The following is a 24,994-nucleotide window of genomic DNA, read 5'->3' as shown; positions in this document are numbered from 1 at the left end:
ATGTTTCACGTGAAACAGGCCAAGCCATGAATTCCGAGATGAAGCATTTCGACGTCATTGTGATCGGCGGCGGACACGCCGGCTGCGAGGCAGCGGCGGCAGCGGCGCGTCTTGGCGCGCGCACCGCGCTGGTGACCCAGAGCCGCGCAAAAATCGGCGAAATGTCCTGCAATCCGGCGATCGGCGGGCTCGGCAAGGGCCAGCTGGTGCGGGAGATCGACGCCCTCGACGGCTTGATGGCGCGGGTCGCCGACGCCGCCGGCATTCAGTTCCGCGTGCTCAACCGCTCCAAGGGCCCGGCGGTGCGTGGTCCGCGCGCCCAGGCCGACCGCAAGCTCTATCGCGCGGCGATGCAGGCGGCGCTGAAGGAGACGGTAAATCTGACGATCGTCGAGGCCTCCGTCGAAGATCTGCTGATGGAAGGTGACGCGGTTTGCGGCGTCGTCACCCCCGAGGGCGAGGTCAGGACCGCGTCCGTCGTCGTCGCCACCGGCACGTTTCTCGGCGGCGTGATCCATATCGGCGATGAGCGCACGCCCGCGGGTCGGATGGGAGATGCGCCATCCAACGGACTGAGTCGACGGTTGCGGGCGGCCGGTTTTGCGGTCGCGCGGCTGAAGACCGGCACGCCGCCGCGGCTCGACGGGCGCTCCATCCGCTGGGACGCTCTCGAAGTCCAATGGGGCGACCCGACGCCCGAGCCCTTCTCCTATCTGACGACGGCGATCGCGAACCGCCAGATCGCCTGCGGCGTCACCCGCACGACGCCGGCCGCGCATCGGATCATTCTCGATGATCTGCATCGCTCGCCAATGCGCACGGGGGCCATCTCCGGCCCGGGACCGCGCTATTGCCCCTCGATCGAGGACAAGGTGACGCGCTTCGCCGATCGCGACGCCCACCAGATCTTTCTCGAACCGGAAGGGCTCGACGACGAAACCGTCTATCCGAACGGCATTTCGACCTCGCTGCCGCTCGCGACCCAGCAGGCCTTCATCAACGCCATTCCTGGGCTTGAGGAGACCCGCATTCTGCGGCCGGGCTATGCGATCGAATATGACTATGTCGATCCGCGCGAACTCTCGGCGGCCCTCGAAACTAAGCGTTTTCGCGGACTTTTCTTCGCCGGGCAGATCAACGGCACGACGGGATATGAGGAAGCCGCCGCGCAGGGGCTGCTCGCCGGGATTAATGCGGCGCGCTACGCCGCCGGAACGGCTGCGATCGTCCTCGATCGCGCCGAAGCCTATCTCGGCGTGATGGTCGACGATCTCGTCACACGGGGGGTCGCTGAGCCCTACCGCATGTTCACCTCGCGCGCCGAATATCGCCTGTCCCTGCGCGCCGACAACGCCGACGAGCGCTTAACGCCGCGAGGGATTGAGATTGGGTGCGTCGGCGCTGATCGGGCGTCGCATCACGCCATTCGCGCGGCCAGCCTGCAGGCGGCGCGAACGATGCTGCAGACGCGCGAATTGACCTCGGCGGCCGCGCGCCGGCACGGGCTGCCGGTCAATCAGGACGGGCTGCGCCGCAGCGCCTTTGCGCTGCTGTCGTTTCCGGACATCACCCTCGATCGCCTCGCGTCGATCTGGCCCGAGTTGAGCGGAATTGACCCGCAAACTGCGGAGCGGATCGAAACCGAGGCGCATTACGCCGTCTATCTCGACCGTCAGCAGGCCGATATCGACGCGTATCGACGCGACGAGCGCCTGGCGCTGCCGGATGGGCTGGATTATGCGGCGATCGCCGGGCTCTCCGCGGAATTGCGCGGAAAATTGAGCTATCTGCGGCCGCGCACCATCGGCCAGGCGCAGCGGATCGACGGCATGACGCCTTCGGCGTTGACGCTGCTGGCGGCGCGGGCGCGCCGCGCGTGAGAGACAGATCTAGCCGGGAAGAGGCGCGCCAACTCTTCCCGGAACTTAAACCGATTGTAGCGGAGCTTGAGATCTACGAATCCTTGCTGCGGCGCTGGCAGGCGAAGATCAATCTGATCTCCTCGGCGACGCTCGGCGACGTATGGCTGCGGCACTTTGCCGATTCGGCGCAGGTTCACGCCGCCGCGCCTCACATCAGGCGCTGGGCGGATCTGGGGTCAGGCGCAGGCTTTCCCGGGCTGGTGACGGCGCTTTTGTTGAAGTTGACGCCGGGCGCCGTGGTTCATTTGATCGAGAGCGATCAGCGCAAGGCTGGATTTCTGCGGGCTGTTTCACGTGAAACAGGAGCGCCGGTGGTCATTCATGCTGAGCGGATCGAAAGCGTTCTGCCCAATCTGGCCGCCGAAGTCGGCGGCGTCAGCGCACGCGCCCTCGCGCCGCTTTCCCGTCTCGTGCAACTTGCCGAAGCGCCACTAAAAAAAGGCGCCCTTGGCGTGTTTTTAAAGGGGGAAGAGTGGCGAGACGAATTGACCGCGGTTGAGGCGCTCGGTAGCTTGAGCTGCGAATCGGCGGACAGCCGCACCCGTAAGGGCGCGCGAGTCGTCGTCGTCAAGCACAAGGCTCCCCAGTGACCGCTTCCGCTTCGCCGCGCATTTTTGTGCTGGCCAATCAAAAGGGCGGCGTGGGCAAGACGACCACCGCCATCAATCTCGGCACCGCGCTCGCGGCGGTCGGCGAGGAAGTTCTCGTCATCGACCTCGATCCGCAAGGCAATGCGTCGACGGGACTCGGCGTCGACCGTCACCAACGAACGATTTCCACCTATGACGTGCTGCTCGGCGAATCGAGCCTCGCCGACGCGATCGTCGCGACGGCCGTGCCGCGGCTCTCGATCGCGCCGTCGACGCTCGATCTTCTTGGCGTCGAGCTCGAAATCGCCAATGACAAGGATCGCGCCTACAGGTTGAAGCGCGCCTTCGCCGAGCTGGCGGCCGATCACGATGATGAGCGGCGTTACAGCTATATTCTGATCGACTGCCCGCCATCGCTAAATCTCTTGACGATCAATGCCTTAGCTAGCAGCGACGCCGTCGTTGTGCCGCTGCAGTGCGAATTTTTCGCGCTGGAAGGCCTGTCTCAGCTCCTCTCGACTGTCGAACAGGTTCGACAGACTCTCAACCATAAGTTGTCGATCCATGGCGTCGTCCTGACGATGTACGACCCGCGCAACAATCTCGCCAATCAGGTCGTCGCCGACGTGCGTCGTTTCATGGGCGAGAAGGTCTATCAAACGATGATCCCGCGCAACGTCAGGGTCTCGGAGGCGCCTTCACATGGCAAGCCGGTGCTGCTCTATGACCTCAAATGCGCGGGCAGTCAGGCCTATCTGAAGCTCGCCTCGGAAGTGATCCAGCGCGAGAAGCGCTTGCGCGCGGCCTGAGAGTTAAGCAGTCCAAGAGCCCCAAAGAGCCAAGCAGCCTTAAAACCAAGAAGGAGCCTTCAAGATGGCGGATGATTCGCGGCGCCGGCTGGGCCGGGGATTGGCGGCGCTTCTCGGCGACGCCGCCGCGGACGCCGCGCCGGTCGAGCGGCCGCGCGGTCCGCGAACGGCGCCGATCGAGTTCTTGCGCCCGAATCCACGCAATCCACGTATTTCTTTTCGCGAGGAGGATCTGGCCGAGCTGACCGCTTCGATCCGCGAGAAGGGCGTGATCCAGCCCATCATCGTGCGCGTCATCCTCGGCGTCGCCGACGCCTATGAAATCATCGCTGGCGAGCGGCGCTGGCGCGCGGCGCAGATGGCCGGACTTTCCGACGTGCCGGTCGTCATCCATGAGGCGAACGACAAGGAAGCGCTCGAACTCGCGATCATCGAAAATGTGCAGCGCGCCGACCTCAACGCCATTGAGGAGGCGAAGGGCTATGAGCGGCTCGGCGCTGAGTTTGAATATTCCCACGGCGACATCGCGAAGATCATCGGCAAGAGCCGGTCTCACATCGCTAATACGATTCGCCTGCTCAATTTGCCGGAAGACGCGAGAAAGCTCGTGGCCGAAGGCGCGATTTCGGCCGGCCATGCGCGCGCGCTTCTCGCCGTCGCGGACCCCAGCGCGGTGGCGCGCCGCATTGTCGAAAAAGGGTTGACGGTTCGCGACGTGGAGCGACTGGCGAAGGACCACGCCTTGAATGCTCGCCCTTCGAAGAGCGCCGCCACTCGCTCCGCCAAGGACGCCGATACGCGCGCGATCGAAAAGACCTTGAGCGATGCGCTCGGGATGCGCGTCGAACTTCGTTCCAAGGGTGAAAGCGGCGAGCTTCGGATTCGCTACGAATCATTGGAGCAGCTCGACTCGATTTGTCGGCTGCTGACCCAATAGCTTTCTGGTCACAACATCGACGTCAAACGGCGTCCGGCGTGCGAGTCAAATCGATAGCGCCGTCTTTTTTCTGCGCCGATGGCGCTCCGCGAGGCGCAGCGCGGCTTTCCTAGATCGCTGTTGGCGCGCCTTCCCAGCGATGCCCCCGTGAACAAAAAACCCCCGGCGTGAGCCGGGGGTTTTGTATCTGAAACCGACCCACAAGGGCCGGTTTCACGTGACTGCTAACCTTAGAACAGCGGCGACAGGAGGCTGCCGCCGAAGCGATAGGTGAGGCCCGCCGAGATGACCACCGGATTGATCGGCAGGGACACCTTGACCGGGATGAAGATCGCGCTAAGCCCCGCCCCCGCAACCGGCGCAAATGAGACGACGGTGGAGTGAACCATCGGGTGCAGCCCGATATATTTGAAGTCGACGTTCAGACCCCAATGGTCGTTCAGCATGTAATCGAAGCCGATTTGACCGACCGGGCCCCAAGACGGCGCGACCGTGGCATATTGGAAGGTGGCGAGGACTCCTTGCGCACCCGCAAGCGGCGAGCCGGGAGCGAAAGGAATCGACCAGGTGTCGTTGTTGACGCGGGTGTTCCAGAAGGTGGTGAAATTCACGCCGACGCCGAGATAGGGCTGGAAAGCGCCGATGTTGGTGAAGTGATATTGCGCCATGATGGATGGCGGGAACAGCCAGGCGCGGGCGAAGTCGCTCGTAATGGTTCCGGTGCCCTGGATGTGATGGGGCGCGACGCAGCAGATCGCTTCGATCGCCCAGTTCTTGGTGAGGTAATAGGCCACGTCAAGCATCGGGATGATGGCCGAGGAGGTATTGGTGCTCGCGCCGGCGATGACGCCATTAGCCCCGGTCAGTCCCGTGCCCACGCCAATGGAGCCCAAGCCGGGATATCCGGCGCCCGAGTCGTAGACCGTGCCATGGCCGTTGAGCGGAATGACGCCGGCGACCTTCAGGCGCACCTGAAACGGCTGATAGCTATCCACGAAGGCCGGCGGCGGTCCCTTGATGGAGGGTAGAGCGCCGCCCGCGCTCGAAGGCGCTACCACCGCGAAGGGATCGAAGTGCCAGTTGATGCCCGCGCGAACCGTTTGGAAGCGAGTCGGCGAGTTGTGGGTCGCGGCGAACATCGGAATCCCCGCGGCGACGCCAGGCAAAGCGTTGAGCGGCACGGAATTGGCGGTCGTCGAGCCGAGATCGACGTAGAGATATTCGGCTTTGAGCGACCATGAGGGGAACATCGAGGGCGACCATTCGATGCCGCCGCCCGCGGTCCAGCCGACCTTGGTGTTGTCGTAATAGCCGTGGCCGATGGCGCTTATTCCCAGATTGAGGAAATTATCGGCGAAGCCCACATTGTTGACGACTTGGCCATAGGCGAAACCGCCCGTGCCATAGATCATCAGATTGGGTATCGAAATCGGGGTGACGCCGATCCGTCCGCGCACAGTGCCGAACCAGTCGACGTTCTTCGTTGAATTCATGCTCTGCAGGTGGCCTCCGGCGGCGTCGAACCGCCCGAGAGTCGACCTGCTGTGGGAAACCGCATCGGTGGCCTGGATGTCGGCCTCGGCGCCGAGGACGAGCCAAGGGTTGAACTGATAATTGTAGCCGAGCTGAGCGCCGCCGGCGATCCCGTGAAGATCTTGCCCGATGCTCCAGGTGGAGCCAAGCGGCGCTAGCGGAGCCGCCCCGATCACCGGAATGCCGGAGAGGTAGCCCAGGCCGCCTGTTTCCCGAGTGTTGTCGCCGAAGGCGTACCCGATGTTGACGCCCCCGTAGAGACCCGTCCAGGTGAACGCAGGCGGCGGCGGCGGCGGCGGCGCCTTATAGCTCGGCAGGTCGGCGGCTTGGGCGGCGGCGCCCACGCTCCCGACCACGAGAGCGGCTAGCGCGCCGCGAACAAAATTCTTCATCGGAACCCCCGGATTAAATTCTGCGGTAGACGGTCGACGACGAAGGCGCCGAAGTCCCGTTCACGTTGCTATAAATTTTTGGTAATGCAACTAACTCTGATGCAAAATTAGGCTGTGGCATGCTCATTCTTGGCCGCTGTGGCTATCGGGCAACAATCCCCTGAGATTCATGTGGGATAGCGAACATAGCTTTGCTGCAGGCGCTGCCGTGCACAGAGTCTTAGATGCGATTTTAGGCGTGTGCGCGGCTTGCCGCGCCAGACGGCGCACAGTAATCCTTGCGCCGCCGCAGCGCGGCGAAGACGCTCGAAGCGCGGCCGAGATTTTCACGTCAATGCGAGGTTAAGTGAGCGCGACCGAACCCGCCGTTACGCCAGAGCTCGCCGCCGCTCATGGCCTCAAGCCCGATGAATACGATCGCATCCTGAAGCTCATCGGCCGCACGCCGAGCTTCACCGAACTCGGCATTTTCTCGGCGATGTGGAACGAACACTGTTCCTACAAGTCGTCGCGCGTGCATCTGCGCAAGCTTCCCACCAAAGCCCCTTGGGTGATTCGCGGTCCGGGCGAGAACGCCGGCGTGATCGACATCGGCGATGGCGACGCCTGCGTGTTCAAGATGGAGAGCCACAACCACCCCTCCTTCATCGAACCCTATCAGGGCGCGGCGACGGGCGTTGGCGGCATCCTGCGCGACGTGTTCACGATGGGCGCCCGGCCGATCGCCTGCTTGAACCTGCTGCGCTTCGGCCGCCCGTCGCATCCCAAGACGCGGCGGCTCGTCGCCGGGGTCGTCGCCGGCGTTGGCGGCTATGGCAACAGTTTCGGCGTGCCGACGGTCGGCGGTTCGACGGAATTCGACGCCTCCTACGACGGCAATATTCTCGTCAACGCCATGGCGGTCGGGCTTGCCCGCACAGACTCGATTTTCTACTCGGCCGCCGCCGGCGTCGGAAATCCAATCGTTTATCTTGGCTCCAAGACCGGCCGCGACGGCATCCATGGCGCGACCATGGCCTCGGCGTCCTTTGAAGAGGACGCCGAAGAAAAGCGCCCCACCGTGCAGGTCGGCGATCCCTTTTCGGAAAAGCTGCTGCTGGAAGCCTGCCTGGAGCTCATGGCGTCGGGCGCGGTCATCGCCATCCAGGATATGGGCGCGGCCGGGCTCACGTCTTCAGCGGTGGAGATGGGCGCCAAGGGCAATCTCGGCATCGAGCTCGACCTCGACGCCGTTCCCTGCCGCGAACAGGGCATGGCCGCCTATGAAATGATGCTCTCGGAGAGCCAGGAGCGCATGCTCATGGTTCTCAAGCCCGAACTCGAAGACCAAGCCGAGGCGATTTTCAAAAAATGGGGGCTCGACTTCGCGATCATCGGCAGGACGACCGACACGCTGCGCTTCGTCGTCAAGCACAGGGGCGAGGTGAAGGTCGATCTGCCGATCAAGGAATTGGGCGACGAAGCTCCGGTCTATGATCGACCCTGGACGCAAACGCCGAAACAGCCGGCGATCGACGCAGGGTCGCTCAAATCGCCCCTGACGAACCGCGACGCGCTGCTGAAGCTGCTCGCGACGCCGAATCTCTGCTCCAAGCGCTGGGTCTGGGAGCAGTACGACCACCTCATTCTCGGCAATAGCGTGCGGCCGCCCGGCGGCGACGCCGCCGTGGTCAGGGTGAAGGAGGGGCCGAAAGGCCTGGCGCTGACCACTGACGTCACCGCGCGCTATTGCGCCGCCGACCCTTACGAGGGCGGCAAGCAGGCGGTCGCCGAAAGCTGGCGCAACATCACCGTGCGCGGCGCGACGCCGCTGGCGCTCACCGACAATCTGAATTTCGGCAATCCGGAGCGGCCGGAATATATGGGCCAGTTCGTCGGCTGCCTGGAAGGGATCGGCGAAGCCGCGCGGGCGCTGGATTTCCCCATCGTTTCCGGGAATGTCTCGCTCTACAATGAGACGCAGGGCGCCGGCATTCTGCCCACCCCGGCGATCGGCGGGGTCGGACTCATCGCCGACGTCGCCAAGGCGGCGCAAACCGGCTTCGCCAGAGACGGCGACGCGATCCTGCTGATCGGCGAGACGAAGGGCTGGCTCGGCCAGTCAGCCTATGCGCATGAGCTTTGCGGACGCACCGATGGCGCCCCGCCGCCGGTCGATCTTGCCGCCGAGCGCCGGAACGGCGACTTCGTTCGAGGACTGGTTCTTTCCGGGCGCGTCAGCGCGGCGCATGATCTTTCGGATGGCGGCCTCGCCGTCGCCTTGGCGGAAATGGCGCTTTCCGGCGACATGGGCGCGGACATCGCGGAGCTCCCATCGGGTCCCGGGCACGGAACGCTGTTTGGAGAAGACCAGGCGCGCTATCTCGTCACCGTCCAGCAGGGCGAGGACGCCGCCGAGGTCGTCCGAGCGGGCGCTTCGGCGGGCGTGCCCATTCTGGCGATCGGCCGCGTCGGGGGCGACGCCTTGATCCTGCCCGGCGAGGCGCCGATATTGCTGACCGAGCTGCGCAAGGCGCATGAAGCCCCACTGCCGGCCTTCATGGCCGGAGATGACAACGCGCTTTCGTGCGCTTTCTCGACACAGGTGTCATAAAATGCCCATGCCCTCCGCTGAAATCGAGCGTCTCATCAAGTCCGCCATACCCGACGCGCAGGTGGAGCTGACCGCGCTCGTCAACGATGACGATCATTGGGCGGCCACGGTCGTCTCCGAAAGCTTCCGCGGGCTGACCCGCGTCAAGCAGCACCAGATGGTCAACGCCGCTTTCGGCGACCGGCTCGGCGGCGAATTGCATGCGCTGCAGCTGACGACGCGCGCGCCCTAATCTCTCTCATCAACCGGCGCCTTGAACGCCGCAAGAAAGGCAAATGACAATGTCCGAAGACGCCAACGCCCGCATTAAAAGCGAAATTGAATCCTCCGACGTCGTGCTCTTCATGAAGGGAACGCCGCAGGCGCCGCAATGCGGCTTCTCCATGCAGGTGGTGCAGATCCTCAACCACCTCGGCGTGCCTTACAAGGCGATCAACGTGCTCGCCGACGGCGCGATACGCGACGGCATCAAAGCCTATTCCAACTGGCCGACGATCCCGCAGCTCTACGTCAAGAATGAATTCATCGGCGGCTGCGACATCGCCAAGGAAATGTTCCAGAGCGGCGAACTCGTCGCTTTGCTCGATAAGGAAGGCGTTCCGCATGCGCCGGCAGGCAAGGCCTAAGCCTTATCGCAGTCTAGCATTTTTGTGCGCGTCGCTCTCTGAGCGGCGCGCATTTGTTTTATCGATAGATCGGCGACGCTGTATGATTGCTGCATTGCACGCAGGCGTCAGAAGGGCAAAGTAGCTTACACTTTATTATGACAAACAGATGAAGGATCCTCTTCTCCACAGGGGCGCCCGGGCATCCCGCCCGCAAGCGCAGTTCGGGATGGAGAATACGATGTCCTTTAAACTCGTCTTTGCCACTGCGGCGCTCGGGGTCGCACTTTCAGCGGGCTCGGCCTTCGCATATGAGCGGCACTATAATTTCCGCGAGGTTTGGGGCGACGCTGTGCGCGAACACGGGCGCGATGAAGCCTTGAGCGCGACGCCGCGCGACGTCATGCGACACTATCCGCGTCAGCTGACCGAGGACGGACCACACGATCCGAGCGGCAGAATCATTCTCGAAGGCGCTCAGTAGCCGCACTGTCAAGAAAAAGCTCCGGCGGGGCTCCAAAGTACCGCCGGAGCTTCTTTTTTCACTGGGCGATGGCGCCGGAACGGACCGGCTCGGCACATTAAAAGGATAAAACGTTTTTTGCGGCGCATTACGAAAGCTGCGGCAGGAAGATTTCGAGCGCTCGCGCGATAGCGTTCTGCGCAGAATCCATAGGTTAAGTCTATGCATCGTAACAAACGGGCGGTTTGATTTCATGCCGCGTCTGCGGCACAGTCGCTCATGACCAAGCAGCGCCAGCGCAATTTCCGGTCTAGCGCCCGCGACTGCCACAAAGGCGGCCAAGAGCCGTGACGCTCGCTCCCATCGCCCTGACTCAAGGCGACCCTTCAGGCATCGGGCCGGAGCTCGCGCTCATGGCCTATGCCGTGCGTGAATCACGCGATCTGCCACCGTTTTTCTTGCTCAGCCATCCCGCCTTTATCGCCCGAGTCGCGGCCACTCTCGCGCTCGAAATCCAGATTGAAAGCACAACGGCGGCGCAGGCTCGCGAAGTCTTCTCCCGCGCGCTGCCTGTCGTCGATACGGGGCGTCATGTTGTCGCCGCCGCGCCCGGCCATCCTGATCGTCAAGACGCTCAATCAACGATTGGCTCCATCGAGCAGGGGGTGGCGTGCGTCGCAAAGGGCGAAGCGCGCGCCGTCGTCACCAATCCGATCGCGAAATCGGTTCTCTATGACGCCGGATTCAAACATCCCGGGCACACCGAATTTTTGGCGGAGCTCGCGCATCGCCATTTTGGCGGTGATTATCGCGCGGTGATGATGCTGTGGTCGGAGGAACTCGCCGTCGTTCCGATCACGATTCACATTCCGCTCGCCGACGCCTCGAAAAACCTGACGCGCGAACTGATCGTCGAGACGGGAGAGATTGTGGCGCATGATCTGCGCGCGCGTTTTCACATCAGCAAGCCGCGCCTCGCGTTTGCAGGCCTCAATCCCCATGCGGGTGAAGAGGGCGCGCTTGGCCGCGAGGAGATTGACACTATCGCGCCGGCGATCGCGCAATTGCGCGCGCGCGGCGTCGATGCGTCTGGACCCTTTCCCGCCGACACGATGTTCCACGAATCCGCTCGCGCGAAATATGACGTGGCGCTGTGTCCGACGCATGATCAGGCGTTGATTCCGATCAAGACGCTCGCCTTTGATCGCGGCGTGAATGTCACGCTCGGCCTTCCTTTCGTGCGCACGTCGCCCGATCATGGAACGGCCTTCGACATCGCCGGCAAAGGAATCGCCGATCCGACGAGCCTGATCGAAGCGATCAAACTCGCAGGACGCATCAGTTAAGTGGCCGACGCGCTGCCGCCGCTGCGAGAGATCGTCGCCCGTTACGGACTCGACGCAAAAAGATCGCTTGGACAGAATTTTCTGTTCGATCTCAATCTCACCGCGCGCATCGCCCGCGCCGCCGGGCCCTTCGACGACACGGTCATTGTCGAAATCGGCCCGGGTCCCGGCGGGTTGACGCGGGCGCTGCTCGAGCAAGGCGCGCGAGTCATCGCCGTCGAACGGGATCCTCGCTGTCTGCCAGCGCTCGAAGAGATCGCGGCGCATTATCCAGGCCGGCTGACGATCATCGAAGGCGATGCGCTGGAGATCGACATTGCAGCGCTCGTGCGGACCCACGCGCCTGTCATTCCCGACGCGGATAACAACGCCACTGCTCTGGATTCCCGATCAGGCCTTCGGCCCGTCGGCCATGACAACCGAGCTTCTGCGCGGATCTGCGCCAACCTTCCGTATAACGTGGCGACGGCGCTGCTGACGAAATGGATCGCAGCGGAACCCTGGCCCTCGGTCTTCGACCGCTACGTGCTGATGTTTCAAAGAGAGGTCGCGCTGCGCATCGTCGCGACGCCGAAAGAGCGCGCCGATTATGGTCGGCTCGCGGTGCTATGCGGCTGGCGCGCGAAGGCGCGCATTCTTTTCGACATCTCGCCCGCCGCCTTCACGCCGCCGCCTAAAGTGACGTCGTCGGTCGTCGAGCTCACGCCCAATCCCAAGCCGCTTGAATGCGATCCGCGCGCATTGTCGCGCGTCACGCAAGCCGCCTTCGGACAGCGGCGCAAGATGTTGCGGCAAAGTTTGAAGTCGCTTGGCGTCGACGCGGCGGCGCTGCTTGCGGCGGCTGGAATAGACGAAACCAAACGCGCGGAAGAAATCGACGTCGCCGGTTTCGTCGCTCTGGCCAATGCGCTTTCGGCTCAGTGACGCTTGCGGGGGAATTGTGGTGGATGGCGCGATGAGTCGATTCGCTTGCGGAGAACGTTCGGCGAGATAGGCGAATATTGAAGCGAGGTCGCGCTGTGCGGCCCCGCGCATAGCGGATTTTACGCTATGAATTTCTTCCACAACGCCGCCATTTCTTCGGCCGGGGCGAAGTCCCCACGCTCGACCTCGGCCAGTCCTTCCAGAACCGCCGCCTCTTCTTCAGGCGTCATCGCGTAATGGCCGGCCCGCGCCGCCTCAATCTCGCGCGCGGCCTCGGCCAGAGCCTCTTGGTCCTCGGCCGGCCAGTTCTCGATCGCGGGCAGCAGGTGCTTGAGAGCGCAGATCATGGCCATAGCATAATATGAAACGGACGGGCGGCGAGTGACCGCGCCTCACTCGCTCAAAAGCTTGGCGACGAATTGCTCGATTTCCTTATCGCGCCTTGGACGCCGCTGCCGTTCGGCGCGCAGGATCGCGATCAGATCGTCGAAAGCGCGCTGCAGATCGTCGTTGACGATCACATAGTCGTAATCTTTCCATCGCGCGATTTCCTTGCGCGCGTTCTCCAGCCGCCGCGCCATCGCCTCGCGCGAATCCTCCGCGCGCCGTTCAAGTCGGGCGCGCAGTTCATCCATCGACGGCGGCAGGATGAAGACAGTGACGGCGTCAGCGCCCATCTTCTCGCGCACCTGGCGCGTGCCCTGATAGTCAATGTCGAACAGGCAGTCGCGGCCCTGCGCAAGAATGTCTTCGACCGGCCCGCGCGGCGTGCCGTAAAAATTGCCGTGAACCTCGGCCCATTCCAAAAGTTCGCCGGCGTCGCGCATGGCGGCGAATCGACGCTCGGGGATGAAGCTGTAGTGGATGCCGTCGACTTCGCTCGAGCGTCGTGTGCGCGTCGTCACCGAAATCGACAGCGTCAGATCGAGATCGCGGTCCTGCAGCAGCATCCGAGTCAGCGTCGTCTTGCCCGCGCCGGAGGGCGAGGAAAGGATGAGGACGATGCCGCGGCGGCTGGATGGAGCTGGAAGCATGACTTTTCGAGACGTAGTAGCCAATAGTGAGTAGCGAGTTAGCGAGTAGCGGCCTCGCTGTCCACTCGCGACTCACTCGATGTTTTGAACCTGCTCGCGTAGCTGCTCGACCTCGATCTTCAGTTCAAGCCCGATCGCCGAGAGCGCAGCGTCGTTCGATTTGGCGCAAAGCGTGTTGGTCTCTCGGCCAAGCTCCTGCGCCAGAAAATCCAGACGACGGCCGATCGGCCCGCCCGCGGCGAGCAGTTTGGACGCGCTGTCGACATGCGCCTTCAGACGGTCGAGCTCCTCGCGAATGTCGGCTCGAACCGCAAGCAGCGCCGCTTCCTGATGCAGTCGCGCCGGATCGAGGGAATCGGCGTTCTCCAGGAGGCGCGCGAGCTGCTGCTTCAGCCGCGCGCGAATCGCTTCGGGCTGGCGCGCCGGCGCCGCGTCGGCCTGCGCGGCGAGGATCGATATGCGGTCGAGCCGCTGATGAAGAACCGCCGCCAGGGCGTCGCCCTCCGCGGCGCGCGAGGCGATCAGCGCGTTCAGCGCTTCGTCCAGCGATCCGAGAATCTGCGCGTCAAGTTCGGCGCGGTCGGCGTCGGACAGCTCCGGCTCGACGATCTCCACCACGCCGCGCACCGCGAGCAGACCATCGAGCGTCGCGGGGCCGATATTGGCCGGCGGCGGGCGTTCGGCGAGCGCGGCGAGAAGGGCGTCGAGAGCGGCGCGGTTGAGACGGGCGACCTGGCTTTCGTCTTCGCGCTTTGCGACAAGATTGGCGAAAACCGCTCCGCGCGCGAGCCGCGCGGCGATTTTTTCCCGCGCCTTGATCTCCACGGAGTCGAAATCGGGCGGGGCGCGCAGACGCAGATCCAGCCCCTTGGCGTTGACGCTCTTGAGCTCCCACGCATAGCGAAAGGCGGCGACGGCGCCCTGAACGCGGGCGAATCCCGTCATGCTGTGAATGCTCATGTGCGGCGGCGGCTCCGAGACGGCGAATCGGCGTGAGGCCGAGTTGCGCCGCGCCTGACTATCGCCGCGTCGGCTTTACCGCAAATCCCCCGGCGTCGTAGGAACCGTCTTAGCCGAGGTGAGATCCCAGCTCTTGTCGCGCAGCGGGTCGAGCGGCGTGCCTTCCGAGGCGTCGAAAGCGCGCGGACGCAAGGCCCGGCCGCCTGTGGCGGCCAAAGCCGTGGCGCCCGCCGGCGGCGCGGCGTCCTGGGCCAGCCGTTCGCCGAGCGCTTCGCCGGGAAGCTCGTCGGAGCCTGCCGCAAGTCCAAGACGCGCCGCGCGGGCCTTCTGTTCGGCGCGCTGCGCCGGCGAGACCGGATAGGCGGCGATGTCGCCGCCGTCATCAGGCTGAGCGCCCGGACGATCGCTCGCGACCGTCGTCATATCCGGATTGAGCCGCTCTTCCTCCGCACGGGGCGCCGGGCGGCCGACGAGAAGCATCGGGTCGAACAGCGCCTTGGCGCGCAGCTGCACGGAGTCCTCGGTAAAAAAGGGTCGCGCCGGCCGCAACGCGGCATATTCAGCCGCCTGGACCTGCGTGCGGTCGCCATAGCCGCCGAGGAAAAAATCGGCGTCGGCATAAGCGAATTTGCCGAGCCGGTGAGTCGGCCCGTCATCGGGCGCCATGGCGCGGTTCGGCGGGAAGTCTTCGTGGCTGTCAGCAAGCCTGACGAGATGTCCGATGGGCGCCTGCGTGCGCTTGTCGGGCTTGGGCGCGGCCGGCGCGGGGACGCCGGGCGTGGCGCGATCAACCGCGCCGTCGGTCTTTTCCTTCTCCAGTCGCCGCCAGTTCTGGACGTTGCGCGAATGCTGGTCGAGCGATTCGGAGAAGACATGGCCGCCCGTGCCGTCGGCGACAAAATAAAGATCGCGCGTCGGCGCCGGATGCGCGGCGGCTTCAAGCGCCGCCCGGCCGGGATTGGCGATCGGTCCCGGCGGAAGACCGTCGATGGCGTAGGTGTTGTAAGGCGTCCACTTCTCGATTTCGGTGCGCAAGATCGGCCGGCCGAGCGTCGCTTTTCCGCCGACGAGGCCGTAGATGATCGTCGGATCGGACTGAAGGCGCATGCCTTTGCGCAGCCGATTGACGAATACGCCGGCGACGCGCGGCCGCTCTTCATTCTTGCCGGTCTCCTTTTCGACGATCGACGCCAGCGTCACCAGTTCATAGGGCGTGCGCAAGGGCAGGTCCGGCGAGCGCTTCGCCCAGATCGCGTCGAGCGTCTTGCGCTGATCCTCCTGCATCTTCGCGAGGAGGCGCGCCCGAGGGTAGCCGCGCGGGAATTTGTAGGTCTCAGGCAGCAGAGCGCCTTCCTTCGGCAGGTCGACGATATCGCCCACCAGCAGTTCGGCCTCTTTCAGTTTTTGCACAATTTGTTCCGACGTCAGACCTTCCGGAATGGTCACGCTGTGCATGATCTGGCGGCCGGAGGCGATCTGATCGATCACATCGCGAAGGCTGATGTTTTTCTTGAAGGCGTATTCGCCGGGCTTCAGCTTGCCGAGCTTGCCTTCGAGAACGATCCCGAGCTGCATGAGCGTCGAATTGGCGATCACGCCTTCGCGCTCGAGTTGGGAGATGATCTCAAGCAAGTCGCTGCGCGGCGGAATATAGACGACCTTGTCGGCCGCGAGCGGCCCCGGTTCTTTCAGCTTATGCATGGCGGCGATGACGCCGAAAACGCTGGCGACCAGCGCGACGAGCACGAAACTCAGGAAACCGCTCGCCACGGAAAGCGTTCCCTCGCGGCGCTTACGCTTTTTCGGCGTGGGCGCGGCTTCTGCCGGCTTAGCGCTCTGCCGCGGAGCGCGCCGCCAGAACATGCCGGCGCCCGCCGCGACGGGGTCGGGCTTTTTTGCCGAGGGCGGGCCAGGCGGTCCGAGCGCTGGCGCTTCAGCCCTGATCACGGGGCGCGGCGGCGGGGTCCAGGACGGGGGAGCCGGCGATGCGGGTGCCGCCGGCGGCGCTGCAGACGGTTTTGTGGTTTCGCTGGCAGGCGCAACGTAGGCAGTCGGCGCGGCCGCTTGAGCCAGTGGCGGCGGCGGCGGCGCCCCCGGGGTTGGCGCGGCGGGAGCTTGCGGCGGCTCGGGCGGAGGCGCTTCGACCTTCGCCGCGATCGGCGGCTGCGGCGCCGCGGGCGGCGGAACGATGGGCTGGATGGACGCCGCCGGAACCGGCGTGGCGATGTCAGCCGATGGCGCGATAGGAGCTTTCGGCGGTTCGGGCAGAGGCGCTTCGACCTTTGCCGCGAGCGGGGGCGGCGGCGCCGCGGGCGGTGGAACGATGGGCTGGATGGACGCCGCCGGAACCGGCGTGGCGATGTCTGCCGCTAATGGCGCGGGAGCTTTCGGCGGTTCGGGCAGAGGCGCTTCGACCTTTGCCGCGAGCGGGGGCGGCGGCGAAGGCGCGGCCGTGGCCAGCTCTTTCACCTGCGCGGCGTCGGGCGGCGGAACTTCCGTCGGCGGCGCGCCAGAGTCCTCTGCGGGCGCGTTCAGAGTTTCTTGAATTGTCAGGTCTTCGCGCTGCAGCGCGGCGGCTTCGGCCGAGGTCGGCTCGCTCGGCGCCGCCGATGCGGCGTCTGTTGGCTTTTCGGGCGCGCCTTTATTGTCCGCTTCGCTCATCGCACTAAGCCCATCAAACGTCGAAGATCTCACGCCGAGTATCGCCGAGGACTTACACTATGCCTCATTGTGGCGAATTCAGGAATGCGCCGCTTCGGTTCGCAGGCTCCGGCGCATCGCGCGATAGGCGTTCGAATGCGCCGGCTGAGCGCCCCTGCTCAGGAGGCGCGGCGAAACAGCAGCGAGGCGTTCGTGCCGCCAAAGCCGAAGGAATTCGACAAAGCGATATTGATTTCCTTCTCGCGGGCTTTGTGCGGCACGAGGTCGATCGTCGTTTCGACCGAGGGATTGTCGAGGTTGCGCGTCGGCGGCGCGACATTCGCCTGCATCGCCAGGATCGAATAGATCGCTTCGACGGCGCCGGCGGCGCCGAGCAGATGGCCGATCGCGGATTTCGTCGATGACATGGCGAGTTTGGGTTCGACGTTGCCCAGAAGTCGTTCGACGGCTTTGAGTTCGATCTCGTCGCCGAGCGGCGTCGACGTGCCGTGCGCGTTCACGTAATCGATGTCGGCCACGGTAATGCCGGCGCGCTTCAGCGCCGCCTTCATGCAGCGATAGGCGCCGTCGCCATCGGGCGCCGGGGCGGTGATGTGATAGGCGTCGCCCGACATGCCGTAGCCGATAAGTTCGGCGTAGATTTTCGCGCCACGCGCCTTGGCGTGCTCATATTCCTCGAGCACGACGCAGCCGGCGCCTTCGCCGAGCACGAAGCCGTCGCGGTCCTTGTCATAGGGCCGGGAGGCGGCTTCGGGACGATCGTTGAAGCCGGTCGACAGCGCGCGGCACGCGGCGAAGCCAGCGACGCCGATGCGATTGACGGGCGATTCGGCGCCGCCGGCGACCATCACGTCGGCGTCGCCCACCGCGATGATGCGCCCCGCGTCGCCGATGGCGTGCGTGCCGGTCGCGCAGGCCGTCACCACCGCATGGTTCGGGCCCTTCAGGCCGTGCATGATGGAGACATAGCCGGCCACGAGATTGATGATTCGGCCCGAGACGAAGAAAGGCGATACGCGGCGCGGACCCTTCTCCCTCAAGGTGACGGAGGTTTCGTAGATGCCGCCGAGGCCGCCGATGCCGGAGCCGATCAGGACGCCAGTCGATTCCTGCTTGTCTGGAGTGTCGGCCACCCAACCGGAGTCTTTTAGCGCCTGCGTCGCGGCGCTCGCGCCATAGATGATGAAATCATCGACCTTGCGCTGCTCTTTGGGATCGAACCAGTCGTCAGGATTGAATGTGCCGTCTTTGCCGTCGCCGCGCGGCACGACCGCCGCGATCTGACATGCGAGGTCGGACGCCTCGAATGTGTCGATACGTTTGAAGCCGCATTCTCCGGCGACGAGACGGCGCCAATTGGTGTCCACGCCGCAGCCCAAAGGAGATACGACGCCAAGACCGGTGACGACCACCCTGCGCATGGCTCTACTCTCGAACTGTTATGTTGTCGGAAATGGCGGCGTCGGCGAAGCCTCGCGAGAGGATCCGCCGAGCGCTTGAATCTTCAGTTCGTCAGGCGGCTTTCGCCTTTTCGAGGAACTTCACTGCATCGCCCACAGTGAGAATCGTCTCGGCGGCGTCGTCGGGAATCTCGACTCCGAATTCTTCCTCGAAAGCCATGACGAGTTCGACGGTATCGAGCGAATCGGCTCCCAGATCGTCGATGAAATTGGCTTTGTCGACGACCTTGTCGGCTTCGACGCCGAGATGCTCGACAACAATCTTTTTCACGCGCTCGGCGACATCGCTCATCTTCTTTGATCCCTGTCTGCGTTTGGCGCCTTACGCGCCGTGTGGCGATTTAGAGCAGGCCTGCTGGCGCGCTCCATGATCGCCCTTCATCCCTTGTAACGTGCAATCGCGCGCCGATCGCCCTGATGTGTGCGAGACGCGTTGCGACTTGCTCCACCGGGTTTAAATCGCGGCGACGCCGCCCCTCAGCGGCGAGGTCTGGTAGCATACTTCCCTGGGCATGGCGAGAGGCGCCCCCGCGTTCCCGCGGACGCGTCGAAAGGTCGCCGCAGACGCGTTTTCCAGGCGATTCGCCTCTCCTAGATCATGGCCATGCCGCCATTGACGTGCAGGGTCTGCCCGGTGACATAGGCCGCCTCGGCGCTGGCCAGATAGACGCAGGCGGCGGCGACGTCGGCGCCGGTCCCGAGCCTTCCGGCGGGCACCATGCGAAGGATCGCCTCCTTCTGCGCGCCGGTCAGCGCCTCGGTCATCGGGCTTTCGATGAATCCGGGCGCGACGCAATTGACGGTCACGCCGCGCGAGGCGACCTCGGCGGCCAGCGACTTCGACATGCCGATCATGCCCGCCTTGGCGGCGGCGTAATTGCCTTGCCCCGGATTGCCGGTCACGCCGACGACCGACGTAATCTGGATGATTCGGCCGAAGCGCTTTTTCATCATCCCGCGCAGCGCCGCGCGCGACAGGCGAAAGGCCGACGTCAGATTGACGTTGATGACGGCGTCCCAGTCCTCGTCCTTGAGGCGCATGAACAACATGTCGCGGGTGATGCCGGCGTTGTTGACGAGAATGTCCAGGCCGCCCATCGCCGCCTCCGCCGCCGGCACGAGCTTCTCGGTCTCGTCCTTTTGCGAAAGATTGCAGGGCAATATGTGCGTGCGGCCGTTCAATTCGCCGGCAAGCGCCTCGAGCGCCTCTTTCCTCGTGCCGGAAAGCGCCACGATCGCGCCGGCGGCGTGAAGCGCGCGCGCGATCGCCGCGCCGATTCCGCCGCTCGCGCCCGTGACGAGCGCAGTCTTGCCGTTGAGATCAAACATGTCTTCCCCTCTCCTCCCTCGCGCCATGACGTGAGTCTTATAGCTCAGTTCGGGGAGTGGCCTTTTTTCAGCCGCGGTTCAACTTCAAACGACCGCCTCCACTACGGCGGACGCCACCGACGCCCGATCGGATATTGGGAGAAAGCGGGCGTTAGTTCGGCTTCGTTTCGCAAGCGACGGATTCGAGACTGATTTGCTCAACAACGCATCGGAATCCGAGTCAAATTTCATTGTGGCGTAACTGCAACAGTCGAAATCTTTTGGGTCTTTTGGGCCTGATTTTACCTTCTGTTTGTTGTTTCCCGCGAGAAATTTGCGCACAGTCCGCCGTGCTTGGGGGTCAGCGTCCTTGAACGTCCGTAAGAGTCACGGGACTGACGCGCGCCTATTAATTTAAGTTGGCTCAAATGAAGGATAGAGAGATGAAGACAGCGATCTCGGCCCTGGCTCTGGCGACGGCGCTTTTCGCCGGCGCCGCGAACGCCGCCGATCTACCCTCCCACAAGGCTCCTCCGCCGTACATCCCCCCGCCGCCGATCATGACCTGGACCGGGTTCTACGCCGGTCTTAACCTCGGCGGTGGCTTCTTCGCCAGCAATTCCTCCAATCAGGGTTGGAACGGCGGCTGGAACAACGGCAACAACAACACCGGCGGTGTCATCGGCGGCGGTCAGCTCGGCTATAACTTCCAGGTTACGCCGATGTTCGTCGTCGGCGTCGAGACCGACTTCCAGGGCACCAGCCTCGGCTCGGGCGGCGGAAACAACAACAACAACTGGTGGTTGTTAGGCGGCGGCTTCGGCGGCGGCGGCGCAGGTTCGGCGCGCCTGAACTGGTTCGGCACCGTTCGCGGCCGCGTCGGCATCACCCTGCTGAGCCCGCAACTGTTGGTCTACGGCACGGGCGGCTTCGCCTATGGCGAAGTGCAGCGCAACAGCTGGTTCAACCAGAACAGCGCCGTGCAGACGGGCTGGACCGCTGGCGGCGGCGCCGAGTGGATGTTCTTCCCGAACTGGTCCGCGAAGGTCGAGTATCTGTACACGCAGATCAGCGGCAGCAACAGCAACAACAACTGGCTGTTTGCGTTCAACCCGGGTTGGGGCCTGAACAATGTGAACAACCGCACGCGCTTCCACACGATCCGCGCGGGCATCAACTACCACTTCAACTTCGGCTCCCCGGCGCCGGTGTTGGCCAAGTACTAATCCGACTGATCGACCTTACGGTCGAGAGAATGGGCCCGGTCCTCGCGACCGGGCCTTTTCTTTTGCGTCTTCGGTCTCTTGTCCCGCGTCCCTAGAGCTTTTTCGATGGAGAACCTGCTCCACCATTTTGATTTTGAGCGATTGCTGATCGATCACATGATTCGATGTGATCGGGATGCGCTCTAGGCGAAGGCGCGATAGGCGTCGAAATCCGCGGGCGCGCCCACCGAAATGCCCAGTGCTTGCGGCGCGATCCGCTTCAAAAGCCCGGCGAGAACCTTGCCCGAGCCGCATTCGACGAACTTCGTCGCGCCGTGACTCGCCACATAGGCCACGCATTCGCGCCAGCGCACTGCGCCGGTGACCTGCTCGACGAGCAGTCGGCGAATCGTCTCCGGGTCCCGCGTCGGCTCCGCCGTCACATTGGCGACGACCGGAACCCGCGGGGGGCTGATCGCCGCTCCGGCGAGCGCGTCGCGCATGGCGTCGGCGGCGGGCTGCATCAGCGCGCAATGGAAGGGCGCGGAGACCGGCAGCAGCACCGCGCGCTTGATTCCCTTCTCCCTGGCGACGTCGATCGCCTTTTCGACGGCCGCCCTGGCGCCGGAAATCACCACCTGGCCGCCGCCGTTGTCATTGGCGACCTGACAGACGCCGTTCGCGGCCGTCGCCGCCTCCTCTGCGACGGCGCGCGCCTGATTGAGATCGGCGCCGAGCAATGCCGCCATGGCGCCTTCTCCGACAGGGACCGCCTTCTGCATGGCGTCGCCGCGAATGCGCAGCAACCGCGCGGTGTCAAAAATCGTCAGCGCGCTCGCAGCCGCGAGAGCGGAATATTCGCCGAGCGAATGGCCGGCGACGAAGGCCGCGTCGCGCGCGAGGTCAAGGCCGCATTCGGCTTCCAGGGCGCGAATCGTCGCGAGCGAAACCGCCATCAGCGCCGGCTGGGCGTTGGCGGTGAGCGTCAGCTCCGATTCAGGACCCTCGAACATAAGTGTGGAGAGCGGCTGCGACAGCGCATCGTCGACCTCGGCGAAAACTGCGCGCGCGGGCGCGCAGGCGTCGAACAGCGCCTTGCCCATGCCGACCGCCTGAGATCCCTGACCGGGAAAAATGAATGCCTTCTGCATGCGTAACCGTCCCTGCTTTATTATTGTTTGGGTCGCCGCGTGTGGCGCCGGGGGGTTCGCCGTGTCAAGTTGGCGCCTGAAGCCGAAACGCGCGCGGGAGCGGGAAATGAGCCAAACGACATGCGGCGGCGACGGCGGCCGCTTTAACCGGCGCGGCGCGCTGGCGACGATCGGCGCAGGTTTCGGGCTAGTCTTTGGCGCCGCGCCGGCGCAGGGCCATGCCAAGCGCACGCCCGTCCTGCCGGAGGATGAGGGCTTTATGCGCTTGGCGATCGCTGAAGCCGCCAAAGGCGACTTTCCCTTTGGCGCCGTGATTGTGCGCGACGGCAAGGTCGTCTCGACGGGACGCAATCTCGGCGTGACGAACAACGATCCAACCGCGCATGGCGAGATGGTGGCGATTCGCCGCTTCGTCGCCGACAATCCGGCCAAGGATTTCAAGGGCGCGACGCTTTACACGTCGGGCGAGCCCTGCCCGATGTGCATGGGCGCGATCGTCTGGTGCGGACTCGGGCGTGTCGTCTACGCTGCGTCGATCGCGCAGCTTGAGACGCGAATCGGCCAGATCATGATCACGAGCAAAGCCGTGGCGCAGGCCGCGCCGTTTGAAACCGTCGAGATCACCGGCGGCGTGCTGGCGCCGGAGGCCCTGGCGCTGTTTGTCAAGAAATAGACTGCGCTTCGTGGCGCGTCCGGATATCGGACGACGTTTGGCCGACGAGGCGACGCCAAGCTTGGATTGACGCCGCGCTCGTCGGTGGCCGTCGTCTCGGCGATGGTTCGCGGCGCGGTGTCGCGGATCCGGCGTCGCGGGAGGAGCGTCGCCGAAACCGTCGTCTTTGACGCATCACGATCGGCGCGGACCGGGGGGCTCCGCGCCAAATCGCGAGTGGCGGACAACGCCCGCCGCATCTCCATCCTCGAAACGAGGCTCTCGAGGATGAGAGGCCGAAAGCTCTGCTTGAGATAGCTGCAGGCTTGCCAATGCAGCGCCAATTCTCGCCAACCGAAGTCGAGTGCGGAATTCGATGGCAGCCGACAGCCCTCACTCGCGGGCGATCTCGACCAGGATTTCGTTGCGCCGGTTCCAAGGCAGCGTCCAGGGCGGGTCGTAGAAGGCGTATTGCGGATCGCCCTTGGGCGAGATCCCCAGGCGTTTCAGATAATCGAGCAGCTTCGCCTGGTTTTCGGCGAGGGCGTCGTCGCCGGCGAGTCCGGAGAAGCGAATCGCCGCCATGCGCTTGCCCGGCGCGGCGGCGAGTTTGACTTCTGCGCTGTTGGGCTTGGGCAGGCTCGCCATGCTGTATTCGGCGGGCATGGTGAAGCGCACCTTCCAATCGCCGCCCTTCCACTCCTGTCCGACGGGGGCGGTCATGGCGATTTTCCGCTGCGGGGAATTGTCGCCGAAAATATAACCGGCGAGGCGGCGGAAGCCTTCGCTAATGGCCGCGCCGCGCTCGCCGGCGACCGTCGTTTCTGCGACGATCTGCGGCGCGTAGTCGCGAATTTCGATGGCCCCTGTCGAGGCGACCACCGAATATCGCGCATGCTCCACGTCGGAATCCGCGCGCGCGGGGGCAGCCGCGATGAGCCCGACGAGGATGGCAAGAAAACGCCGCATCTCCTGGGTCCTCTGTTGTGAAGGTAAGATGAGGCGCGGCAGGGCGGCGGAACAGGCGGCAGGGCGCCAAAGAGGGTTGGTTTTTCGCCAGGGTTGTCGGATCGACCGCATTTCGATTTTCCCCAGCCGAGGCCGGATGTAGAATAAGCGCGACCTCGAGGCTGACGATGAAGCTGGAACGGCGGCAAGATAGGGCGATCTCGGATGTCTTCATCACCGAGGAGCTGGATCGCCGCGCTCCAAAGGAGACTGATTCACTTCAAGAAAAGCTGGCGCTACAAGATCTCGCCGGACGCATGGCCGATCATCCGGCGGAGGTTCTGCCTCGGTTTGTCGACCTGGCGATGGAAATGACCGGAGGCGTATCGGCGGGGCTCAGCCTTTACGAGCCAGATCCCGGCCCCGGCGTATTTCGGTGGCGCTATCTGCGCGGGCGGCTGGCGCCGTTCGAGCACGCTACGACGCCACGAAATTCTAGCCCCTGCGGGGTCACTCTCGACTGCAATAGACCGGTGTTATCGTCGCATCCGGAGCGCGTGTATGACTGGATTTCGGATGCCGGCATCGTCGTGCCCGAAGTATTGCTGGTGCCTCTTTATCTTGGCGGCAAGGAGCCGCTAGGAACGCTTTGGATTGTTGCCGACAAGGAAGGTCATTTCGACAGCGGCCATGCTCGTGTGCTGACTGAGCTTGCAGGGTTTGTGGGGATTGCGCTGCGAATGCTGGACTCCGAGCGGCAGCTCAAGGCAGCCCTGGAGCAGCAGGAGAGGCTGACCAGCGAGATGAGCCACCGAGTGAAAAACCTCTTCGCGCTCACCGCCGGCATTGTCCGGGTGAGTGAGAAGGCGGCGAAGACTCCGGCAGAGATGTCAAAGATGGTTTCGGGCCGACTCGACGCGCTGGCGGAAGCCGATGCTCTGGTGCGCCGTAGTTTCGCAAACAAAGCGCAGGCCGAAATGGTCGACCTCGCGGAACTGGTCGCCAAGATCATGCGGCCGCATGCGCCGCCCGACACGCGAAGCCACTTCGTTGTGGAAGGTCCACCGATTTTGTTGGGCCAGCGCGCCACAAATGGCCTCGCGCTGGTGTTGCACGAACTTGCGACCAATGCGGCGAAACACGGCGCGCTCAAATCACAAGAAGGCGTGGTGGCGCTTTCTTGGCGTGCTGAGCGTGAGCAACTCGTCCTGTGTTGGTTGGAGCGTGGCGGGCCCAAGATTGCGCGCCCGCCAGAAAGCAGCGGCTTCGGCACAAGATTGTCGCAGTCGACGATCATCAGCCAATTCGAAGGCGAGCTGAGCTATGGATGGAAGCCTGACGGCTTGATCGTTTCGATGAAAATTCCTGTAGTCGCCCTATCCAAGTAATACTCTGTCGGGGCGCGGGAGCAGCTTGAACGGCCATATCGGATTGCTCGAAGCTTTGCGCGCGGCATGTCCTCTACGGGCTGCTCCTTTATCTGGTTGTGTTGAGCGTGTTG

General features: G+C 64.1%; 23 protein-coding genes. 13 read left to right on the top strand and 10 right to left on the bottom strand.

The features are described from left to right. Nucleotides 1-26: 26 nt before the first annotated feature. From mnmG to IYY11_RS16400, 4 genes are all read left to right on the top strand, one after another. Complete coding sequence (mnmG, locus tag IYY11_RS16415) at nucleotides 27-1,880, top strand: tRNA uridine-5-carboxymethylaminomethyl(34) synthesis enzyme MnmG (protein WP_196404833.1); 1,854 nt, start codon at nucleotides 27-29, stop codon at nucleotides 1,878-1,880. Continuing rightward, complete coding sequence (locus IYY11_RS16410; protein ID WP_196404832.1) at nucleotides 1,877-2,512, top strand: 16S rRNA (guanine(527)-N(7))-methyltransferase RsmG; 636 nt, start codon at nucleotides 1,877-1,879, stop codon at nucleotides 2,510-2,512. Before mnmG ends, IYY11_RS16410 begins: the two co-directional genes overlap by 4 nt. After that, nucleotides 2,509-3,321: a ParA family protein gene (locus IYY11_RS16405; protein WP_196404831.1), complete on the top strand. Its 813-nt coding sequence runs from the start codon at nucleotides 2,509-2,511 to the stop codon at nucleotides 3,319-3,321. The genes IYY11_RS16410 and IYY11_RS16405 overlap by 4 nt, the downstream gene beginning before the upstream one ends. Before the next feature lie 64 nt (nucleotides 3,322-3,385). Next, nucleotides 3,386-4,258, top strand: a complete 873-nt coding sequence (locus IYY11_RS16400; protein WP_196404830.1) for a ParB/RepB/Spo0J family partition protein — start codon at nucleotides 3,386-3,388, stop codon at nucleotides 4,256-4,258. Nucleotides 4,259-4,488: 230 nt separating this feature from the next. Here IYY11_RS16400 and IYY11_RS16395 read toward each other — a convergent pair whose 3' ends face one another. Then, nucleotides 4,489-6,183, bottom strand: a complete 1,695-nt coding sequence (locus IYY11_RS16395) for an OmpW family outer membrane protein (RefSeq protein ID WP_196404829.1) — start codon at nucleotides 6,181-6,183, stop codon at nucleotides 4,489-4,491. Between the two features lie 346 nt (nucleotides 6,184-6,529). Here IYY11_RS16395 and purL point away from each other — a divergent pair, with 346 nt between their 5' ends. The 6 genes from purL to rsmA all read left to right on the top strand — a co-directional run bounded on the left by purL (nucleotide 6,530) and on the right by rsmA (nucleotide 12,114). Then, complete coding sequence (gene purL / locus IYY11_RS16390) at nucleotides 6,530-8,776, top strand: phosphoribosylformylglycinamidine synthase subunit PurL (protein WP_196404828.1); 2,247 nt, start codon at nucleotides 6,530-6,532, stop codon at nucleotides 8,774-8,776. Between the two features lies 1 nt (nucleotide 8,777). Next, complete coding sequence (locus IYY11_RS16385; RefSeq protein WP_026222654.1) at nucleotides 8,778-9,008, top strand: BolA/IbaG family iron-sulfur metabolism protein; 231 nt, start codon at nucleotides 8,778-8,780, stop codon at nucleotides 9,006-9,008. 49 nt (nucleotides 9,009-9,057) lie between these two features. After that, on the top strand, nucleotides 9,058-9,402 hold the full coding sequence (gene grxD, locus IYY11_RS16380; RefSeq protein WP_196404897.1) for a Grx4 family monothiol glutaredoxin: 345 nt from the start codon (nucleotides 9,058-9,060) through the stop codon (nucleotides 9,400-9,402). Between the two features lie 220 nt (nucleotides 9,403-9,622). Beyond that, nucleotides 9,623-9,865, top strand: a complete 243-nt coding sequence (locus IYY11_RS16375) for a hypothetical protein (protein ID WP_246720031.1) — start codon at nucleotides 9,623-9,625, stop codon at nucleotides 9,863-9,865. Nucleotides 9,866-10,191: 326 nt separating this feature from the next. Continuing rightward, nucleotides 10,192-11,190, top strand: coding sequence for a 4-hydroxythreonine-4-phosphate dehydrogenase PdxA (gene pdxA, locus IYY11_RS16370; protein ID WP_196404827.1), 999 nt, complete (start codon nucleotides 10,192-10,194; stop codon nucleotides 11,188-11,190). Continuing rightward, nucleotides 11,191-12,114, top strand: a complete 924-nt coding sequence (rsmA, locus tag IYY11_RS16365; RefSeq protein WP_196404826.1) for a 16S rRNA (adenine(1518)-N(6)/adenine(1519)-N(6))-dimethyltransferase RsmA — start codon at nucleotides 11,191-11,193, stop codon at nucleotides 12,112-12,114. Between the two features lie 119 nt (nucleotides 12,115-12,233). On the opposite strand, the gene IYY11_RS16360 is transcribed toward rsmA, so the two are convergent. The 7 genes from IYY11_RS16360 to fabG form a co-directional block, all read right to left on the bottom strand. Next, nucleotides 12,234-12,461 carry a hypothetical protein gene (locus IYY11_RS16360; RefSeq protein ID WP_196404825.1) on the bottom strand — a complete coding sequence of 76 codons (228 nt, stop codon included), beginning with the start codon at nucleotides 12,459-12,461 and terminating at the stop codon, nucleotides 12,234-12,236. A gap of 45 nt (nucleotides 12,462-12,506) precedes the next feature. Continuing rightward, entirely contained in the window at nucleotides 12,507-13,148 is a 642-nt protein-coding gene (gmk, locus tag IYY11_RS16355) for a guanylate kinase (protein WP_196404824.1), read from the bottom strand. A gap of 72 nt (nucleotides 13,149-13,220) precedes the next feature. Next, on the bottom strand, nucleotides 13,221-14,108 hold the full coding sequence (locus IYY11_RS16350) for a YicC/YloC family endoribonuclease (RefSeq protein WP_196404823.1): 888 nt from the start codon (nucleotides 14,106-14,108) through the stop codon (nucleotides 13,221-13,223). Between the two features lie 75 nt (nucleotides 14,109-14,183). After that, complete coding sequence (mltG, locus tag IYY11_RS16345) at nucleotides 14,184-16,055, bottom strand: endolytic transglycosylase MltG (protein WP_409455264.1); 1,872 nt, start codon at nucleotides 16,053-16,055, stop codon at nucleotides 14,184-14,186. Nucleotides 16,056-16,927: 872 nt separating this feature from the next. Continuing rightward, nucleotides 16,928-18,190, bottom strand: a complete 1,263-nt coding sequence (fabF, locus tag IYY11_RS16340) for a beta-ketoacyl-ACP synthase II (protein WP_196404821.1) — start codon at nucleotides 18,188-18,190, stop codon at nucleotides 16,928-16,930. A 91-nt stretch (nucleotides 18,191-18,281) separates the two neighbouring features. Then, on the bottom strand, nucleotides 18,282-18,521 hold the full coding sequence (locus IYY11_RS16335; RefSeq protein ID WP_014891668.1) for an acyl carrier protein: 240 nt from the start codon (nucleotides 18,519-18,521) through the stop codon (nucleotides 18,282-18,284). Between the two features lie 299 nt (nucleotides 18,522-18,820). Further along, a complete protein-coding gene (gene fabG / locus IYY11_RS16330; protein ID WP_196404820.1) occupies nucleotides 18,821-19,558 on the bottom strand; it encodes a 3-oxoacyl-[acyl-carrier-protein] reductase in 738 nt (245 codons plus the stop codon). Nucleotides 19,559-19,980: 422 nt separating this feature from the next. Here fabG and IYY11_RS16325 point away from each other — a divergent pair, with 422 nt between their 5' ends. Next, on the top strand, nucleotides 19,981-20,763 hold the full coding sequence (locus tag IYY11_RS16325) for an outer membrane protein (RefSeq protein ID WP_196404819.1): 783 nt from the start codon (nucleotides 19,981-19,983) through the stop codon (nucleotides 20,761-20,763). 182 nt (nucleotides 20,764-20,945) lie between these two features. On the opposite strand, the gene fabD is transcribed toward IYY11_RS16325, so the two are convergent. Beyond that, nucleotides 20,946-21,893, bottom strand: a complete 948-nt coding sequence (gene fabD / locus IYY11_RS16320; protein ID WP_196404818.1) for an ACP S-malonyltransferase — start codon at nucleotides 21,891-21,893, stop codon at nucleotides 20,946-20,948. A gap of 106 nt (nucleotides 21,894-21,999) precedes the next feature. On the opposite strand from fabD, the gene IYY11_RS16315 reads away from it, so the two are divergent. Further along, nucleotides 22,000-22,566: a nucleoside deaminase gene (locus IYY11_RS16315; protein ID WP_246720029.1), complete on the top strand. Its 567-nt coding sequence runs from the start codon at nucleotides 22,000-22,002 to the stop codon at nucleotides 22,564-22,566. A 372-nt stretch (nucleotides 22,567-22,938) separates the two neighbouring features. Here the strand turns inward: IYY11_RS16315 and IYY11_RS16310 are convergent, their stop codons facing one another. Next, complete coding sequence (locus IYY11_RS16310; RefSeq protein WP_196404817.1) at nucleotides 22,939-23,514, bottom strand: SOUL family heme-binding protein; 576 nt, start codon at nucleotides 23,512-23,514, stop codon at nucleotides 22,939-22,941. A 167-nt stretch (nucleotides 23,515-23,681) separates the two neighbouring features. On the opposite strand from IYY11_RS16310, the gene IYY11_RS16305 reads away from it, so the two are divergent. Beyond that, the gene (locus IYY11_RS16305) at nucleotides 23,682-24,881 is read left to right on the top strand and encodes a sensor histidine kinase (protein ID WP_196404816.1); all 1,200 of its coding nucleotides are present in this window, start codon (nucleotides 23,682-23,684) and stop codon (nucleotides 24,879-24,881) included. Nucleotides 24,882-24,994 lie beyond the last annotated feature (113 nt).

The sequence above is a fragment of the Methylocystis sp. H62 genome (assembly GCF_015709515.1).
In the GTDB taxonomy this organism is placed as follows: domain Bacteria; phylum Pseudomonadota; class Alphaproteobacteria; order Rhizobiales; family Beijerinckiaceae; genus Methylocystis.
Note: the sequence above shows the minus strand (reverse complement) of the source record. Positions and strands in the feature narration are given on the sequence as shown.